Here is an 18,179-nt window from a genome sequence, read left to right as displayed (position 1 = left end):
TGACTATGACTAAAGAGAGACTTGTCGTTCATTATACAGAGAGTGCTGTGAAGATAGTTCAAACTCGGGTTACTTCAGTAAGAAAGAAAGACATTCTTCGAACTTCAATTCGTCTTTACGATGGTAAGTCAATGGGTGTTGCCGGTGCTTTTGGAAATTGCGATGAGCGAGAGCTCATAAAAAAAGCAAGAGAATCTCTCGAGCTTGGAATTCCTTATGCTTGCGAACCTTGCAAAGAACTAAAGAGAGAAGAACAGCACGAATCAGATCTTCAGAACGAGGCGGAGCTTCTGGAAGCTGCAGAAGATATCCTTGAGAGACTGAGAAGAGATCAGCCACAATTCAGTTTCAGTCATTTATTCAAGTCGGCTAGGGTAGAGTCTTTTCTGGAGAATGATCTCGGTCTTGATCTGAGATCGTCTCGAGAATCTCTCAGCATGGAACTAGTAATAAAGGACAAACAGTCATCTAACATTATCGATGCAATGACAGGATACGAAGGAAGAGAGTTCCGAAAGGATTCGTTTGTAGGACTGACTAATATGATTTGTGATGCATACAAGAACCAGCTCCACGACATAGAAGAAGGAGTATATCCGGTAGCTTTCATGTCGGGCGACATGACGTATTACAAGAAACTCTATGAGTCTTTGAATGGGATGCTGTTTGGTTCTGGCGGATCCCTTTTGTCAGGGAAAGTCGGTGAGAAGATCTTTTCCGATAGAGTCACTCTCTTGCAGACGCGTAACGTCGATGATGGTTTCTTCGAACCGTTTTTTGATCTAGAAGGGACTGTAAATCAGTTGGATAGATTTGCTCTAATTGAGAGCGGAGTGCTAAAGTCGCCATATACGGATAAGAAAACGGCTACAACTTTTAATCTACCTCATACTGGTTCTGCAGGTGGAGAGTACGATGGTTTGCCGGAGCTGGGGATACCGAAGCTTAAATTCGCTGAATCACAGGAAACTGCAAAACAGCTTCTCAAAGGTCAGAAGGCTATCTTCATTCTAATTGCCAGTGGAGGAGACTTCACACAGGACGGGCGCTTTGCAACCCCGGTTCAACTTGCCTTCCTGTTTGATGGAGAGAGGTTTGTCGGAAGGCTCCCCGAGCTGAGTTTGAGTTCTCATATGTATGATATGTTTGGCAAGGACTTTCGCGGGGTCTCAAACGACGATTTTCTGGGAGCGGAGAATTCGAAGATGACGATAATAGATATGAAGGTGAGCAAACTGTAGCGTTTTTCTTCCCAATAGTCTGGAGGTGTGATGTGCGCCCGATAGCAATAGTTGGAGCCGGAATGATGGGAAACGTTCATGCTCGGTCATATAGAACGATAGATGAAACGAGTCCCTTATCGATAGTCGATCCAGTTGGAAGCAGAGCGAAGGTTATCTCCGACAAATATCGAGCAATCGCTGCAAGTTTTGATGAAATCCTTGCAGATGACGAAATAGAAATAGTTGATATCTGCACGCCGACTTTCACTCACAGAGATCTTGTAGTCAGAGCTCTCGAGGCGGGCAAGCATGTCTTCTGCGAAAAGCCGGTAGCACTGAAGATTGAAGACGCCGTGGCAATGGACAAGGCGGCCAAAAAAAGCGGCAGAGTGTTTATGGTGGGCCACGTCGTACGCTTCTTTCCGCAGTATATTAAGGTTAGAGAACTCGCTTCCTCAGGTGACGTTGGCGAAATCGTAATGGCTAGACTTTACAGAGGAGGATCCTTTCCCTCGCACGGTATAGATAACTGGTTTGCAGATATCACCAAAAGCGGCGGGGTCTTCATCGATCTCTCCATACACGATTTTGATTTTCTTAGAAAACTGCTTGGCCCGGTGAGAACCGTCGAAGCGAGGTCCGTAGAACTCAGCTCGACAGTGAAAAAGCCTTCTTTCGATCACGGCATGGCGATTCTGAGGTTCGAGTCCGGCGCACTGGCCCACATCGAAGGCAGCTGGGCCGAACCGGCCGACATGCCGGTTGGATTTGGAACATCTTACGAGTTCATCGGCACTAAGGGAATGATCACGAACAGCTACGAGAGAGAAACTACGCTTCGCCTTCAAACCTCAATCGACGGCAAGCCCCTATACTCTCAAGAGAATCCGATCTTGAATGATCCATATACCGAGGAGCTGAAATCGTTCATACTATCGATAGAGGAAGGCAAAGAAGTCCCGGTGAGCTGTGAAGAGGCTACAGAATCGTTGAGAGTTGCACTGGCAGCCAACCTGTCGGCGAGACTGTTGAGACCGGTAGAACTCTCGGAGGTGTCGTGAGATGACTAGAATTTCGATTCTTGGAATAGCTCACATGCATGGCTACAGCTACGTCAAAGCGTTGAAGGGGAAAAGAGATGTTGAGATTGTTGGGATATATGACCACGACAGATCAAGGATGGCAAGAGCGAGCACTGCTCTTGAGGTTAAATCGTACGACCACCCCGAAGAGCTTGTAGCTGCAAGCGACGGAGTAATAGTTGCAAGCGAGAACTCAACTCACAGAGAGTTCGTGGAAATCGCTGCTCGATGCGGAAAACATGTATTGTGCGAAAAGCCGATTGCCACATCTGTTGAAGATGCCGAGGCTATGATAGACATATGTCATATAAACAACGTTAGGCTTCAGATGGCTTTTCCGGTGAGATATAGTGCCTCCGTAAGAAAGGCCAAAGAGTTGATCAAGAATGGTCTTTTGGGTGAAATCGTCAACCTTGTTGGAACTAACCACGGGAGAATGCCTGGAGGCTGGTTCATAGATCCCGAACTTAGCGGTGGTGGCGCTGTTATGGACCACACCGTTCACGTTGTTGACACCGTAAGATGGCTCCTCGACTGCGAGTTCAAACAGGTCTACGCCGTATATGACACCCTGATTCACGATACACGTGTCGAAGACTGCGGACTGGAGATGTTCAGACTTTCAACGGACCAGTACATGACGCTTGACTGCAGCTGGTCGAGACCGAGAATCCATCCTTACTGGGGTGATGTGACTATACACATTGTGGGAACCAGAGGTACTCTCTTTCTGGATATCTTCAACTCTAAGATTGAAGTCAGTTCCAGCGAGAAAGGAAATCGCTGGGAAAACTACGGAGATGATCTCGATCAGCTTTTGACGAGAGAGTTTCTTGAAGTGATTCATTCTGGGAAGGAACCTTTGACTAATGGAGAAGACGGATTGAGAGCTCTTGAAGTGGTCTCTGCTGCCTACAGGAGCTTTCGGGAAGGAAGGGAGATCGAGATTGTTTGACTCGATCTTCTTTTTTCGCCTTGCTTATTCATAAGGCGTATAATCTAGGTGTTATGATAACAGTCATGAGGTGAGTTGTTTGGAGCAGCAGTATGACCGTAGAAAACTTGAACAGGAGTTTGACAGCCTTCCCGAAGCTTCGCCTATAGCAGATATCGACCCATTCAAGGGAGACATAATCGCAATGGTGGGAGCTCTTGCTCTTGATTTTCTTGAGCTTGGCGCGGATGACGTTCTGCTAGATATTGGAACCGGGCGAGGGAGATGGGCCGTGGCAGCCAGTCAGCATTGCAAAAAAGTAATAGGTATAGACATAAGTAAAAGGATGCTCGAAGATGCAAGAATGAACGTTGCAAGCGCGGGAGCCGAGAATGTAGAGTTCTATAGAGGATCTTTTGAGGACCCGTGTGAAGAGACGGATATTTCGCAAAAGAATGTAAACAAGATAGTCGCTATATACTCTCTTCACCATCTTACTGATTCTATGAAGGCGGAGGCAATCTCAAAGCTTTCAGCGATGCTTAAACGTCCTGGGCGGATTGTTGTCGGCGACATCATGTGGTTCGATGACCCTGGCAAGTACAGGGACGAATGGGATGAGGTCTATTTTGATGACAGCGAGACAGATCATCCGGCGAGCATCTCGTTCATGCGAGAGATCTTTGAAAAATCTGGTGCAGAAGAAATCGAGATTCTTCAAATTCATCCGTTGGTGGGGTTGATATGCGCCTCCTTTTCCTAGCGATGTCTTCAAGATAAGTATATTCTGAAAGTCTCCAGAAGCCTTGAACCGCGAAGTTTTGATGAAAACTGGAGCTTCGCTTTTTTGTGCCAAGTCGAAGAATTCATGTATAAGAGAAGTCTTGATCGATGAATCCGATTTAGGTGGTATCCTATACCCGGATTCTTACCTCATCGCTGCACACATCATCATCTTTGGAGTTCAGTCACCTTATTACTGAGTTCCTGAACTAGTAATCGTTATCAATAGACCTGATGTCGCATTTCTACGCTATTGATTATAAGTCCCCGCATGAGCTGGAGAGACCGCTTTCGGCTCAAAGACCCGCTTGTCAATAAACGCTGCACGCTGAGCGCTGTGAAAAGCCAAGAAGCAAAAATAGAGACTGCCCGGTTTCTGTGGTCTATACCATTCTTCGCCTCTTTTGTTCTGTCATTCTGCAGTGATGTTATACGGGATCTGCTTTCTCTCCTCACTCTTGGTAATCTCGAATATGGTTTTTCTCGAAACGGAGCTCTCGGTGTTGGTCCCTCTTAGTCTTGCACTCGTTCCTTCAGAGACACCCTCCGCCAATGCGTAGCCCTCCTTCAAGGGAGGACTTAGGATCAGGATCATCAAGAGCCAAATACAGCATGTATTGTCAAGGGCGAAGGAGCATGATATGATTTCTCACTTACTCCCTAACCTATAGGTAGTGATGAGGACATCGTACGGGTGGGAACTTCTGCAACAAGTACTCTATATTTCTATTCCTTGGTCGTTACTTTCGTTCCGTAGACTCCTGCCCCAGGATCGAAACCCCGGTTTCTCGCTATCTCTTCAACGGACTTCTGAAGAACATTCATCATCGGAATTGAGGCAAGCACTTCGTCTAGACCTTCGGAAACATATATGGACTCTACACTCTCTTTCTTTAAATTCGTTAGCGTTATTAGGTCACACTTGTCTGAAATATCTCTGTGTAGTTCCTGCATCAGGTTTTGGGTTACACCTTCCGGATTCATAGTGAGTACAACCGGTCTGTCAATCAACAGATCAACAGGGCCATGCCTGAAGGCTGCTCCTGCGTAGAAAATCAAGCTAATCTTAGCGACTTCGGCAAACATAAGTCTTGCCATGCTGCCAACTCCGAGGCCGTACCCTCTTGCGACAAGAATCTTCTCCCTCTTCTCAGAAAGAAGAGTGGCGAGCCAAGACAAATCAAGAGAAATCGCCTCTTCTATTCTTGAAGGCAGTTCAGAGAAATTCAACGATCTTCCCGTCTTTGAAGCAGCAATCAACAACATTAAGACTACGCTGTTTACGAAAGTCTTGGTAGCACCCATAGATCTTTCATTTCCGGCCTCAAGGAGGAAAACCCTTTCACCTGGAAGAAAATTCGCGGCACTGCTCTGTTCATTGTTCGTGATCAATGCCATCACTGGAAGTAGTTCCGTGTTATCTTCAATGAACCTCAGCAGCTCAGCGCTTTCACCAGACTGACTGATCAGGAAGATGGTGGAATACAGTTTGAGGAGCTCCCTGGATGAGTAAGATATAAGTTCGGACATTTCAAGACTTGCGGCGTCTACCCCTGATGATTTTAGAAAGGTAGCTGCCGTCTCCGCCGCATGGAGTGAAGCTCCCATCCCTGTAAAAAGTACCCTCTCGAAATTAAGACTCTTCGCCTTCTTCGAGATAATGCCAGAAGAGGAAAGGAGTCTTCTAACGGCATCTGGTTGCTCTAGCATATCCTGCATGAATTTCGACATGTTTATCATCCTTTCATTGTGGGAATTCTCGATCCTAAAGGAATTGATAATAGCTCACCATTAAGAGTTTATCATCTCGGAAGAGTGTTTTGACTAATCGGTGGTATTGGTGCCATAATTAGTGCGGAGGTGAAGCTATGTCGTTAGTCACAACAAAAGATGGTACCCGGATATATTACGAAGAACATGGAGATGAGAGCAGACCATCGCTTGTCATTCTTAACGGGATAATGATGTCCACGAGTTCATGGGCGGGTTTTCTGACAGATTTCTCCAAGCATTTCAGACTGATACTCATGGATTTCAGGGATCAGGGACGGTCCGAAAGGAAGCAGTCACAATACTATATCTCTGTTCACGTGAATGATCTTGTCGATCTACTTGACTTTCTGAATATCTCTAAAGGAAATATAGTAGGTCTCTCTTATGGTGGACAGGTGGCGGAGATGTTTGCAATAAAGTATCCAGAGAGGGTCAAATCATTGGTCCTCGCGAACACCCCTCCAAGAATCTCACCTTTCCTTGCTGAGTTAGGCGAAGCGTGGAAGGAAGCCGCAATGCTATACGATGGGGAGAGGTTCTTCAAACTTGCAATTCCGTTTATATACTCCGACTTGTTCTATAACAGAAACCTGAACTGGCTGAAAGAAAGGCAGAAGACCTTTAAGTCAACTCTCAATCGGGAATGGTTTGAAGGTTTCATAAGGCTTGTCTCTTCAAATCCTGATTTCAACGTGCTGGATGAGCTTCACAAGATTGAGTGTCCAACGTTACTTCTTGGTGCTGATAGAGACATTATTACCCCAATTGAAGAGATAGAGATGATTCACGAAAAAGTAAAAGGCTCCGAGTTTTTGGTTATTAAAGATGCGGGTCACGGAGCTTTCCTCGAAAAGTCAGGAGAATTCATTACGGCTGTAATAGGCTTTGTTCTAAAGAATTGTTAGTAAACAAGACAATGTAGAAGTTATTCATCTTACTTCGACAATAATCCTCGTTAAACGGCTCAAATCGAACTTAGAATCTCAACGCGTTTAGTGTATTCTTAAAGTGAGAGATGATTCATCTTTCATTTATGAGAGATGAATCACGCCGCGCAAAGTGTGAGGGGTGATCTTGGTGAGTTCAGTTCCGGTAATTGGCATAGCGGGAATCGGGACATACATACCCGACAGTTACATGACGCCCGACCAGATAGCTGAGGCGACTGGAATTCCTCGAGACGTGATAGAACTGAAGTTCGGGGTGAAGAGGAGATTGCTTCCAGGACCAGAAGACACAACGAGTAGCATGGGAATAAGAGCCGCAAGGAAAGCTCTCGAAAACTCCGGTACTCATCCCAAAGATGTCGATTTGATAATCTGGAATGGAGCTCAACACAAGGATTATCCTTGCTGGTTGGCCGGATTAAAGGTGGCCGACGAGATTGGGGCAACAAATGCCTGGTCGTTCGATATGGAAGCCATGTGCGGCTCGATGATGGCTGGCATGGATATCGCAAAGAGCATGATGATAGCGCGAGACGACGTGGAAACAGTGCTCCTTGTAAGCGGCTATAGGAATGTTGATCTGATGAATCTCTCCGAGCCCTCTACTTCTTTTATGCTGGATGTTGGAGCAAGCGGAGCGGCAGTAGTCATGAAGAAAGGGTATAACGAAAATGTCGTTCTCTCCTCCGCATTCAAAGGTGACGGCTCCTTTTCCGAACTTTGTGTCGTCCCGGTAGGCGGAACAAAAAAATGGCCGATGAGCAGAGAAGATGTGTCGGAATACCATTTTCGTGTCCAGGGAGACACAGCAGAATTCAAGAAGCGTCTTGGAGAGACGACAATGCCCAACTTCTATTGGGTTATCAGAGAGTCTCTAAGAAAGAGCGGCTACTCTGAAAGTGATATCGATTATTTAGCAATTCTACATTTTAAAAGATCGGCTCATTTTGCAGTTCTTGAAGAGCTTGGGCTGAAGGAAAATCAGAGTACGTACCTTGATTACTACGGCCATCTTGGACAAAATGATCAAATTCTCTCAATTGAATTGGGTTTGAGAGAAGGAAAGATCAAAGACGGTGATGTGATCGTTATGGTCGGCGCCGGATTAGGCTTCGTCTGGGCCGCAACAACCGTAAAATGGGGCAAAGTTTAGGAGGCGTAAAGGTGAGAATGGAAGGTAAGGTTGTCATCATTACTGGTGGCGCAAGAGGTATTGGTAAAGCAGCAGTTGAGAGATTCACGAGAGAAGGGGCGATAGTCTATGCCTGCGATATGGATACTGAAGGTCTTGAAGGCTTGAAGAATGAATTCGCCGAGCTCCCGGGAAAGGTAATACCAAAGAAGCTGAATGTGACGGATAGAAAGGCAATAGCTGATTTGGTCAACGAAATCAAGAGTGAGTATGGTCACATTGATGGGCTTGTTAACAACGCTGGAATCACTAGGGATGCACTGATCCAGAGAATGACGGAAGAAGATTGGGATCTAGTTATCGACGTGAATCTGAAGGGTGTATTTAACATGACACAGGCTATTGCGCCTGTGATGCTTGATCAAGGTTATGGTGCAATTGTCAACACCTCTTCAGTTGTCGGAGTGTTTGGAAATATCGGTCAGTCAAACTACTCCGCCTCCAAAGGAGGAGTAATAGCCATGACAAAGACTTGGGCAAAAGAGCTTTCTAGAAAAGGAGCCAAGATCAGAGTTAATGCTGTCGCTCCTGGTTTCATTAAGACTCCAATGACTGAGAAAATGCCCGAGAAGATAATTACAGCGCTCGAAGAGAGGATACCGTTGAAGAGAATGGGTCTTCCCGAGGAGATTGCAAATGTGTACTTCTTCCTGATTTCTGACGAAGCAAGTTACTTAACCGGTCAGGTGATCGGTGTCGACGGGGGACTCGTGATTTGAAGATCTCTCGAAGTGAGAGAACAAGATTACAGATAAAGCAGGCGGCTGAAGAGCTGTTCAGTCGTCTTGGTTTTGAGATGACGTCTGTTGCCAATATATGTAGGACCTGCGGATTGTCTAATGGAGCCTTTTACAGACATTACGCAGGAAAAGAACAGGTGTTTAAGGAAATTGTACAGGACATTAAGGCTGAATTCGAGGCCGCAACAACCTCGATAACCGGTCGTGATTCCAGAGAAAGACTCTTCAATCTGTATAGAACTGTCTTCAATATTCTTTGGGGATCGAGGAAGAAATTTATCGCATTCCACGAAGCCGAGTATAGATTTCCCGATGTTGAGAGTTCGGTCGACAAGACCTATAAGGATTCTCTTCTTTCAACTATCTCTATAGGCAAGTCCACACTTTCAATGCCCGAGTTTTGGTTTCTTGTTGGTAGTTCGAGATTTACTGCTATCTACTGGATTATCTACAACGGAACAAGGGTTCCTGATTCCACTGTAGAGTCGTTGGTTGATTTTACTCTGGGTGGATTTGTTAAATCTGAGCAATTTGACAGAGAAGCACTTGATTTCACTTTTGACAGAACAATGGCAAGCGGAGGTACCAAGGCGAAAGAAGTCATTCTTCTTGCTGCGGAAAGGCTTATGGGCGAGAAAGGGTATTTCGAGACTTCGATTTACGATATCACGAGTAGGGCAGGTTACGGTCAAGGTACATTCTACTTGCATTTCGAAAGCAAAGAGAAACTCCTTCAGGAGCTTGTTTATCAGGCAAACAGGAATCTCAGGAGAACAATGAGAGACGCCGTTTCCGGCGTTGAAGGAAGACTAAACAGAGAGATCAGGTCTTACAAGGCGTTTCTTCTGTTCATGGATGTTCACAAGGAGCTCTACAACATCGTGAGAGAGTCGGAATTTGTGCAGCCGGAGACAGGCCGCTTCTACTATGAAAGACTCCTCACATCATACATAAGTTCGCTTGAAGAGGCCAGATTCAAGAATGAGATTAGACAGATTGACTCGCGAGATCTTGGAGTCTTCTTGATGGGGATCGGACACTTCATGGGTCTGGATCTTCTCTTTAGGAATGAAAAGGAATACGAGAAATGGGACGAGCATCTGATAGAACTTGCTTCGCTAATGGCAAAAGGGTACGGAGGTGCTTTTAGTTGAATTGGAAGGATGAATATAAGAAGAAGAGAATTAGCATAGAAGAAGGCCTCAGGAACGTAAGATCTGGTACAAAAATCGTGACCAGCATGGCCGCTATGGAAGCTCGGGGTCTTCTTGAAAATCTCCACAGGGTTGATGGTGTCGAAAACGTAGCAGTAGCAACTTGTTTGAACATTGGCGAGTACCCCTTCTTTGTTAACAGAGAGTACGAAGGAAGATTCCTTAATGAATCATGGTTCCACTCGACGGGTGCTAGGAAGGCAGTTAGCAACGGACTGAGGACTGTAACCTACATTCCGAATAATCTACATACTGCTGGCGTGGAACGTATTATGGCCAACAAACCCGACATATTCTGGGGAGTCGCATCTCCCATGGACAAGAATGGTTACATGACGGTTTCCCTTTCTACCGTTTACGAGAGGGACATGGTTGAGAACGCGAAAATGGTGATCCTGGAAGTAAACGACAGGGCTCCAAGAACCCATGGGGACACACATGTTCACATAAGCGAAGTTGACTATGTGATAGAGAACAGTTTTGATATTCCTGAGCTTCCCGATACCGAACCCTCGGAGACGGAGATGCGAATTGGCGAGCATATATCGTCATTAGTTGTAGATGGCGCCACTCTGCAGATCGGAATCGGCGGTATTCCAAATGCCGTTGCCAAGTTGATGGAAGACAAGCATGAACTTGGAATACATACCGAAATGTTCACGGAGTCCATGATTCATCTCTTCGAAAAGGGAGCGATAACGAATTCGAGAAAGAGTCTCTGGAAAGGAAAGTTCATTGCTACTTTCGCCCTTGGAACGAAGAGAATGTACTCCTTTGTGGAAGACAATCCTGGGGTTCTTTTGCTTAGAGGGAGCTATGTGAACGATCCTTACGTCGTTGCGCAAAACGATAACATGGTATCCATAAATACTGCCATATCCGTTGATCTAACAGGACAGGTGTGTTCGGAAGCAATCGGAACAAGGCACTATAGTGGCACAGGAGGACAGCTTGATACTCACAGAGGGGCCTCTATGGCGAAGAACGGAAAGGGGATAATTGCTCTGAGGTCCACCGCCAAGAAGGGAACCGTTTCCACAATCGTTCCTCTTCTCCCTCTGGGTTCTCCGGTAACTGTGCCTAGGCAGGATACTGATTATGTTGTCACTGAGTTTGGAATCGCGAGGTTAAAGGGTCTAAATGTCTTCCAGAGAGTAGAGTCTTTGCTTAACATCTCTCATCCCGATTTTAGATCTGAGTTAAGAAAACAGGCCAGCGAGGTTGGATTGATTTAGGAGGTTTTTGATGAAGAAGGTCTTCATAGTTGGTGCAAAGAGAACAGCAATAGGTACTTTCGGAGGGGCTTTGAAAGATGTTCCGGCGGTCGAGCTTGGTGTTACTGCATCAAGGGCTGCGATAGAACAATCAGAGGTAGACCCCAAGAACATCGAAGAAACCATAATGGGTTGCATATTGACTGCCAATCAAGGTATGGGACCGGGAAGGCAGGTCTCAATCGGAGCAGGCGTACCTATCGAGAGTCCCGGATATCTAGTGAACATGCTATGCGGATCCGGAATGAAATCGACGATGATCGGGGCCCAGGATATCCTTACGGGCGAAGCCGATCTGGTCTTGACAGGTGGTATGGAGAACATGTCTATAGCCCCTTACATGCTGGACAAGGCAAGGTTTGGTTACAGAATGGGCAGCGGCTCCATAACGGATCACATGATAAGAGATGGGCTAACGGATGTTTTTAACGATTATCACATGGGCGTTACTGCGGAAAATCTCGCAGCAAAATACAGCATAAGCAGACAGGAGCAAGACGAATTTGCACTTGAAAGCCAGAAGAGGGCAAAAGAAGCAATCTCCGCAGGAAAGTTCAAGGATGAAATCATTCCCGTTGTCATAAAGCATAGAAAGGGAGACATTGTATTCGATACCGATGAGCATCCTAGAGATACAAGCATGGAGATTTTGGCGAAGCTGAGACCTGCATTCAAGAAGGATGGTTCAGTAACGGCAGGGAATTCATCGGGAATCAATGACGGTGCAAGTGCAACCGTCCTGGCAAGTGAAGAAGCAGTAACGAAGTACGGGCTTAAACCGATTGCAGAGATAGTCTCATTTGCTCAGGCGGGAGTCGATCCAGCATATATGGGATACGGTCCTGTTCCAGCCGTTGAAAAGGCTCTCAATAAAGCTGCGATGAACATCAAGGATGTAGGGCTTATCGAGCTCAATGAGGCTTTCGCTTCTCAGGCGCTTTCCGTGATTAGAGGACTTATGGAGATCTACGGAGTCACAAAGGAATGGCTGATTGAAAGAACCAATGTTAATGGAGGTGCAATTGCTCTTGGTCATCCCATTGGAGCCTCAGGGAACAGAATCATCGTTACGCTCGTCCACGAAATGGAGAAGAGAGATCTCGAATTCGGGCTTGCTTCCCTTTGCATCGGCGGAGGAATGGGAACCGCAGTAGTTGTCAGGAGAGTCTAATTTCTGAATCACAGGTAATGCCGCTTTTTGGGAAAGAGTTTTCTTGTTCCAACGTTCTTTTGAAATCATCTGGAGTACAACCTACGTAGGAGGTGGGAAAGTGAAAAAGGTATTTTTGGTTCTACTTATGGCTGCTGTAACTTCACTAATCGTTTTTGCAGCTACTCCGATCAAGATCGGTGCTGTTCTTCCCTTGGGTGACATCACCGGAGATCAGGCTGCAAAGGCAATGAGACTTGCAGTAAGTGAAATCAACGCAGAAGGCGGTTTACTAGGACGACCTCTGGAGTTGATAGTAATTGATGACGAAATGACGCCGGAGAAGGGTGCGGCAGCGATCTCCAGGCTTGCTACCGTTGATAGAGTGGACTTTTTTGTCGGTGGTATGAGCACTGGAGTTCACTTCGCGCAGATTCCTGTTATGAAGAGCTTCCAGAAGGTCACAATCTGGATAGGTGCTGCCGGTTCGCAATGTGAGGTTGCAGTCGGTCCGGACGCAGACTGGTATTTCCATCTGCATCCATGGGATTATCAGCAGGGAGCCAGCTACGGCCAGGGTTGGACGGATCTGGCCGAAGCCTATCCTGATATTGAGATCAACAAAGTCTTCCTGGCGTATGAAGAAGGAGCTTTCGGCACCGGTTCTCATGAAGCATATTTGGTCCTTCAGGCACTGGCTGCAGAAGGCCAGGGAGCTTGGGCAGAAGTCATGAGCGACTACATGGGAGTTTCGTTCAAGAGTGCTGCACTTGGCGGAGGAGATTACCGAGCGATGCTTCAGCAGGCGAAGAAATATGACCCGGATCTTTTCGTTTGGGCGGGTTATGACGCGGATGCTCTTCCAATGCTCCAGCAGGCAAAGGAAGTCGGGTTCTCACCAAAGTTCTTTGTTGGAGCACCTCCAGGATGGCCGGCACATTTCGGCGACTCTCCCCTGGCAGAAGGAGTTACCCTATACGGAATGTGGGCTCCAACGATCAACAGAATCAGCCCCGTAGCCGAGCACTTCTGGAATGCCTACATTGAGATGTTCAAGGAAGAGCCGGCAACTTACTTTGCTCCTCTCGGTTACACTAACATTTACTTCCTTGCAGAAGGAATCAAGGCTGCAGGTACTATTGAGAAGTCTGCGCTTATCAAGGCCCTGGAGCAGGTGGAATATGCGTCTCCAATCGGTGATGTCTTGAAGATTGCGCCAAGTAACGTCATAAAGCACCAGGGCTTCACTGCTCAGAAGATACTTCAGTGGCAGGGTGGCGAACAGCACGTAATATGGCCTCTAGAGTTAAAGACAGCTGAACCTGAATATCCATTCCCTTCCTGGGATGGGAGATAGTCTGATTTAGGTCGGGCAGCAATGCCCGACCTTATTATCTGAAAAAGTTGCTACCAGGGTGGTGAAAGACTTGGAAAAGATCTCTTTCTTGAGAAAGCATAGAGGCATTTTGATACTTGTCGCGATACTTGTGGTTGTCGCGGTCTGGAGGCCGCTAGCCGCGATTTATGGCGTTCAGAGAGGTAGTCTTTATGCACTGATAGGGCTTCCTCTGGCTCTAACTCTCGGAGTAGTCGGAATAATGAACCTTGCCCACGGCGATTTGCTATCGCTGGGAACTTATATTGTTTATCTATTTGCAGTCAATACCGGTATGGATCCTCTTGTTTCGATAATCCCCGCGTTTTTCCTGCTATTCATTCTAGGAGTTGTTATCTATAAGCTTACGGTAACCAGGGTTCTTAAAGCAGGACACCTTAACCAGCTGCTTCTCACTTTCGGGATATCGATGATAGTTCTGGAACTCATGAAGGTTATCTGGACTACCCGGCCAAGAAGCGTCTATGTTGACTATTCTTCGTCCTCAACGACGATTGCCGGCGTTAGATTCGGTACTTACGAGTTGCTTTACGTTGTGTTAGCGTTTGCAGTGCTAATCGCTCTTCAACTCTTTCTAAAAAAGACAAGATTAGGGCAGGCTACCTTTGCAGTCGGTCAGAATCCTCGCGGAGCAAAGATTGTAGGGATAAACACCGATTTCGTCTATCTCTTTGTTTTTGGTTTATCGGTCGCCATACTTGGTATTGCAGCAGGGGTAATGGTGCCGAGATTTGCAATCTTTCCTTCTGTGGGCGCGGCATTCACTATGAAATCATTCAGTCTAGTTGCAATGGCAGGTCTCGGTAACCTAACCGGGATTCTGATAAGTGGTATTGTTCTAGGAGTGGGAGAGGCAATCGTTCAATCGATTCCCGGATATGCCGGTTGGTCTGACATCGTGTTCTTTGGAGTACTGATAGCAGTTATCATGATTAGATCCTTAAGGAGGCAATCACTATGAAGATTATTAAACCGATTCTCCTTCTGATTGTTCTCGCAGCGGCTGTGATGCTGCCACTGCTCACGGAAGCATACTTCATAAGTGTTGCCATAACGATACTTACGTTCATGACTCTTGCATTAAGCTGGGACATGATGTTACGAACGGGTCAATTGTCATTTGGCACAGCAGGCTTCTTTGGTCTGGGAGGATACGCAGGAATCATCGCTGCAGCTGATCTTGGAGTTGATCCTATCACAGGAATCATAATCGGTGGACTTGTCGCCGGAGTTGTATCTCTGGTTCTGGGTATGGCAATCCTCAGACTTAGAGGTCTTTACTTCGCTATTACTACAATGGCTCTAGCGAGCGTTTTTATGGTCATCATAAGGAACCTTCACAAGATCTCGGGTGGTCCGAGCGGTAAAGTCGTTTTGAGCACCCTCTTCAACTACGATTCCAACAAGGTCTACTGGTTTATGCTGGGTGTTGCCTTGATTACAATAGTAATTTCAGAAGTATTCCAAAGAACCAGAATACACTTCGCCATTGACTCTATCAGGGCGGATGAGACCGTTGCTAAATCTCACGGAGTGAACATATACAAGTATTTGATATTCGTCTTTGTTGTAACTTCGATGATTCAGGGTGTGGTCGGCGCGACTTACGCTCTGCAGTACGGCTTCGTTTTCCCCGAGAGCAGCTTTTCGGCTCATTATCTTCTCTTGCCGATAGCGATGGCCCTGGTTGGGGGAATCTACTCAACAATAGGTTCAGTAATTGGAGCGATAATTCTTGGGCTATCCTCTGAGTATCTTAAACTGATCATGCCGTACGGCCACCTGATAATCTACGGTGTGATTATTGTTGTGGTAGTCCTCTTCTTACCCAACGGTGTATATGGCGCAATCAAAGATGTTCTTGGTTTCAGAAAACGCCGTCTGGAGGAACGATAACATGAGTATACTCAAAGTTGAAAAAGTAACTAAGCGCTTTGGCGGGCTTGTAGCTGTAGATGATGTCACAATGGAGATTCGGCAGGGCGAGATTCTAGGGCTAATAGGTCCCAATGGCGCAGGAAAGACAACGCTTACAAATGTGATATCGGGACTACATACTGTGAGTGAAGGCAGAATATTCTTTGATGGTACGGATATTACTTTTCTGCCTACTCACAAGAGATGCCATTTGGGTATAGCCAGAACTTTCCAGATTGCGCGCCCCCTTAAGAATCTCACCGTAGCTGAAAATGTTATGGTTGGTGGGCTGTTCGGAAACGGAGAAAAGCTAAAGGATGGTCGAAAGAGCGCGATTAAGCTTTGCGAAACGATCGGTCTTGCTAAACCTAATGAAGTCCTTGATAAGATAACTGTCTTGGATATCAAGAAGATCGAAATCGCCAGAGCTATGGCAACAAAGCCAAAGCTTCTTTTTCTAGACGAGGTTATGTCGGGTTTGAATATGGATGAAACCAGAGAGATGATAGACACTGTAAGAAAGATTAGAGATACAGGTGTGACAATCTGCATAATAGAGCACGTCATGAGTGTAATTAGAGAGATTACTGAGAGAGTTATTGTGCTAGACAGAGGAGCAATTATCGCTGAAGGTCCATATAGTGAGGTTTCACAGCAACACAACGTGATCACCGCTTATTTGGGGGAGGATGCCTGATGCTTGAAGTCAAGAACGTAAACGTCTCATACGGGAGAATTCAGGTTGTAACGGACTTCTCTTTTTCGGTTGGAGAAGAAGCCGTTGGACTTTTCGGCCCCAATGGAGCGGGAAAGACCACCCTGATAAACTCAATCATTGGTTTGGTTAAACCTACGAGCGGAGAAATACTGTTTGAAGGGGAATCTCTCATCCCGTACGAAACCCATACGATAATAAGAAAAGGTATATCTGTAGTGCCTCAGGACGGTGAGCTCTTTCCTATTATGAACGTTCTCGAGAACCTGAAGATTGGAGCTGCCTACATCAAGGAGGCGAGAGATAGAATTGAAGAGAGGCTTGATTTTGTATTCAAGATCTTTCCGATTCTTAAGGAACGCGCTTATCAGCTGGCGGGAACTATGAGCGGAGGTCAGCAGAGAATGCTTGCAGTGGGCCGTGCTCTGATGGCGGTTCCTAGACTTCTGATTCTAGATGAGCCTTCAGTGGGACTCCAACCTTCTCTGGTTTCAGAGCTCTTTGAGAAACTCTTAGCCATAAAATCTGAAGGAGTCTCTATGATTCTCTCTGAGCAAAACGTTAGGCAGGGTCTGAAAGTAATCGACCGGGGTTACGTCATAGAGAACGGAACTCTTGCAATCGAGAGTACTGCGGAAGACCTTATGCATAATGAATATGTCAAGCGCTCTTATCTTGGTTTGTAGGGTAGACTAAGAGGCTTCTTAGAAGTGATTTGAAATGCGAGAGAAGCAGTTGGCAGTGGTTCTGATGACCTACCTGGTCTTCATGACAATCGGTTTTGAGAGAAATGCTTTTGCGCTGGAAGTTGGTGAAAGTGCTTCGATTGTGTTCAAAGATGTTAATACGAAAGATAATGATCGAGAAACCAACTTGCTAGACGGGAGGGAGTTATTCATGAAGAGGCAGATTGCTAAGAAGTACGTTAAAGTTGTCGACAAGAAGATCTTCTATCTTGAAACCGTGGATTCTGAAGGAATTCCAGTGGTCTTTGTCCATGGAAACTTCGCCTCGAGCAAATGGTTCGAGCCTTCTCTAGAGATTCTTCCGCGGAGATTCAAAGGTTATGCAATTGACTTGCCGAATTTCGGAAGGTCGGATAGGCTTGAAGAAGTAAGTATTGAAGATTACGCGAACTATGTTATTGATTTCATACTTGAGATGAAAGTTGACCGAGTAGTATTAGTCGGTCACTCTTTAGGTGGAGCGGTTGCTCAGAGCGTGGTTGTGAAGAGACCCGATCTGATCGACCGGGTTGTTCTTGTCGATCCGGCTCCGCCTGACGGACTTACTACACCTGAAGAGGCCTATCCATATCTTGAGATGTATAAGGGCAACAGAGACCTCCTGAAGAAGGCTCTTGTTGGGGTTATGCCGACAAGAGCGGAGGACGAGTTTCTAGAGGCTCTGGTTGAAGAGGCGCTCCTGATGGACGGAAGGTGTTTTGTCGAAAATGCCAGGGCTCTTGACAGATACGATTTTACTCAAGAGCTAAAAGGGACCGAAGTTCCCTTTCTGATCATCGTGGGAAAGCTAGATCAGATAATCTCAGAAGAGATGGCGAGGAAATTTGAAAGAGTCATTAGGAATGTGCAAGTAAAGGTCCTTGAAGAGTATGGACACAGTATTATCGTTGAGAACACTGAGCTGTTTATGGACTTGTTCATTGATTTCGTTGGTAAATGAATCTCTTTCAAATGATTACGGGGCCTCTGGCCCCGTTTGTTTGGAGTGTAAGTTCATAATCGATATTCATTCGGTCTTTTCCTTGAGTAGTCTGTCTAGTCTATCGCTGGCCAATCTCTTAATTTCGTCGGCCCTAACGGTGTATTTCACATG

18 protein-coding genes are annotated in these 18,179 nt (G+C 46.1%); 16 read left to right on the top strand and 2 right to left on the bottom strand.

Annotated elements, in window-relative coordinates; translation table 11 throughout:
• Positions 1-5: 5 nt before the first annotated feature.
• From B3157_RS06850 to B3157_RS06835, 4 genes are all read left to right on the top strand, one after another.
• The gene (locus B3157_RS06850; RefSeq protein ID WP_214060325.1) at positions 6-1,241 is read left to right on the top strand and encodes a metallopeptidase TldD-related protein; all 1,236 of its coding nucleotides are present in this window, start codon (positions 6-8) and stop codon (positions 1,239-1,241) included.
• Positions 1,242-1,273: 32 nt separating this feature from the next.
• A complete protein-coding gene (locus tag B3157_RS06845; RefSeq protein ID WP_214079094.1) occupies positions 1,274-2,284 on the top strand; it encodes a Gfo/Idh/MocA family protein in 1,011 nt (336 codons plus the stop codon).
• Between the two features lies 1 nt (position 2,285).
• On the top strand, positions 2,286-3,260 hold the full coding sequence (locus B3157_RS06840) for a Gfo/Idh/MocA family protein (protein WP_214079095.1): 975 nt from the start codon (positions 2,286-2,288) through the stop codon (positions 3,258-3,260).
• Positions 3,261-3,339: 79 nt separating this feature from the next.
• Positions 3,340-4,002, top strand: a complete 663-nt coding sequence (locus B3157_RS06835) for a class I SAM-dependent methyltransferase (RefSeq protein WP_214060277.1) — start codon at positions 3,340-3,342, stop codon at positions 4,000-4,002.
• Between the two features lie 432 nt (positions 4,003-4,434).
• Here B3157_RS06835 and B3157_RS06830 read toward each other — a convergent pair whose 3' ends face one another.
• A complete protein-coding gene (locus B3157_RS06830) occupies positions 4,435-4,575 on the bottom strand; it encodes a hypothetical protein (protein WP_214060278.1) in 141 nt (46 codons plus the stop codon).
• Between the two features lie 173 nt (positions 4,576-4,748).
• Positions 4,749-5,753 carry an SIS domain-containing protein gene (locus B3157_RS06825; RefSeq protein ID WP_214060279.1) on the bottom strand — a complete coding sequence of 335 codons (1,005 nt, stop codon included), beginning with the start codon at positions 5,751-5,753 and terminating at the stop codon, positions 4,749-4,751.
• Positions 5,754-5,890: 137 nt separating this feature from the next.
• Between B3157_RS06825 and B3157_RS06820 the strand changes: the two genes are divergently transcribed.
• The 12 genes from B3157_RS06820 to B3157_RS06765 all read left to right on the top strand — a co-directional run bounded on the left by B3157_RS06820 (position 5,891) and on the right by B3157_RS06765 (position 18,026).
• Positions 5,891-6,700, top strand: a complete 810-nt coding sequence (locus B3157_RS06820; RefSeq protein WP_214079096.1) for an alpha/beta fold hydrolase — start codon at positions 5,891-5,893, stop codon at positions 6,698-6,700.
• A 172-nt stretch (positions 6,701-6,872) separates the two neighbouring features.
• Positions 6,873-7,895: a 3-oxoacyl-ACP synthase gene (locus B3157_RS06815; RefSeq protein ID WP_214060281.1), complete on the top strand. Its 1,023-nt coding sequence runs from the start codon at positions 6,873-6,875 to the stop codon at positions 7,893-7,895.
• 11 nt (positions 7,896-7,906) lie between these two features.
• On the top strand, positions 7,907-8,653 hold the full coding sequence (fabG, locus tag B3157_RS06810) for a 3-oxoacyl-[acyl-carrier-protein] reductase (RefSeq protein ID WP_103134389.1): 747 nt from the start codon (positions 7,907-7,909) through the stop codon (positions 8,651-8,653).
• Positions 8,650-9,828, top strand: a complete 1,179-nt coding sequence (locus tag B3157_RS06805) for a TetR/AcrR family transcriptional regulator (RefSeq protein ID WP_214060282.1) — start codon at positions 8,650-8,652, stop codon at positions 9,826-9,828. Before fabG ends, B3157_RS06805 begins: the two co-directional genes overlap by 4 nt.
• Positions 9,825-11,123: an acetyl-CoA hydrolase/transferase family protein gene (locus B3157_RS06800; protein WP_099828662.1), complete on the top strand. Its 1,299-nt coding sequence runs from the start codon at positions 9,825-9,827 to the stop codon at positions 11,121-11,123. Before B3157_RS06805 ends, B3157_RS06800 begins: the two co-directional genes overlap by 4 nt.
• Before the next feature lie 10 nt (positions 11,124-11,133).
• Entirely contained in the window at positions 11,134-12,333 is a 1,200-nt protein-coding gene (locus tag B3157_RS06795; RefSeq protein ID WP_214060283.1) for an acetyl-CoA C-acetyltransferase, read from the top strand.
• Positions 12,334-12,433: 100 nt separating this feature from the next.
• Positions 12,434-13,669 carry an ABC transporter substrate-binding protein gene (locus B3157_RS06790; RefSeq protein WP_099828660.1) on the top strand — a complete coding sequence of 412 codons (1,236 nt, stop codon included), beginning with the start codon at positions 12,434-12,436 and terminating at the stop codon, positions 13,667-13,669.
• A 70-nt stretch (positions 13,670-13,739) separates the two neighbouring features.
• Positions 13,740-14,669 (top strand): branched-chain amino acid ABC transporter permease, encoded by a 930-nt coding sequence (locus tag B3157_RS06785; RefSeq protein ID WP_214060284.1) that lies wholly within the window; start codon positions 13,740-13,742, stop codon positions 14,667-14,669.
• On the top strand, positions 14,666-15,604 hold the full coding sequence (locus B3157_RS06780) for a branched-chain amino acid ABC transporter permease (protein ID WP_099828658.1): 939 nt from the start codon (positions 14,666-14,668) through the stop codon (positions 15,602-15,604). The genes B3157_RS06785 and B3157_RS06780 overlap by 4 nt, the downstream gene beginning before the upstream one ends.
• 1 nt (position 15,605) lies before the next feature.
• The gene (locus tag B3157_RS06775; RefSeq protein WP_214060286.1) at positions 15,606-16,322 is read left to right on the top strand and encodes an ABC transporter ATP-binding protein; all 717 of its coding nucleotides are present in this window, start codon (positions 15,606-15,608) and stop codon (positions 16,320-16,322) included.
• Positions 16,322-17,026, top strand: a complete 705-nt coding sequence (locus tag B3157_RS06770) for an ABC transporter ATP-binding protein (RefSeq protein ID WP_099828656.1) — start codon at positions 16,322-16,324, stop codon at positions 17,024-17,026. The genes B3157_RS06775 and B3157_RS06770 overlap by 1 nt, the downstream gene beginning before the upstream one ends.
• A gap of 34 nt (positions 17,027-17,060) precedes the next feature.
• Entirely contained in the window at positions 17,061-18,026 is a 966-nt protein-coding gene (locus B3157_RS06765) for an alpha/beta fold hydrolase (protein ID WP_292589834.1), read from the top strand.
• Positions 18,027-18,179 lie beyond the last annotated feature (153 nt).

The sequence above is a fragment of the Mesotoga sp. UBA5557 genome (assembly GCF_002425715.1).
Taxonomy (GTDB): domain Bacteria; phylum Thermotogota; class Thermotogae; order Petrotogales; family Kosmotogaceae; genus Mesotoga.
Note: the sequence above shows the minus strand (reverse complement) of the source record. Positions and strands in the feature narration are given on the sequence as shown.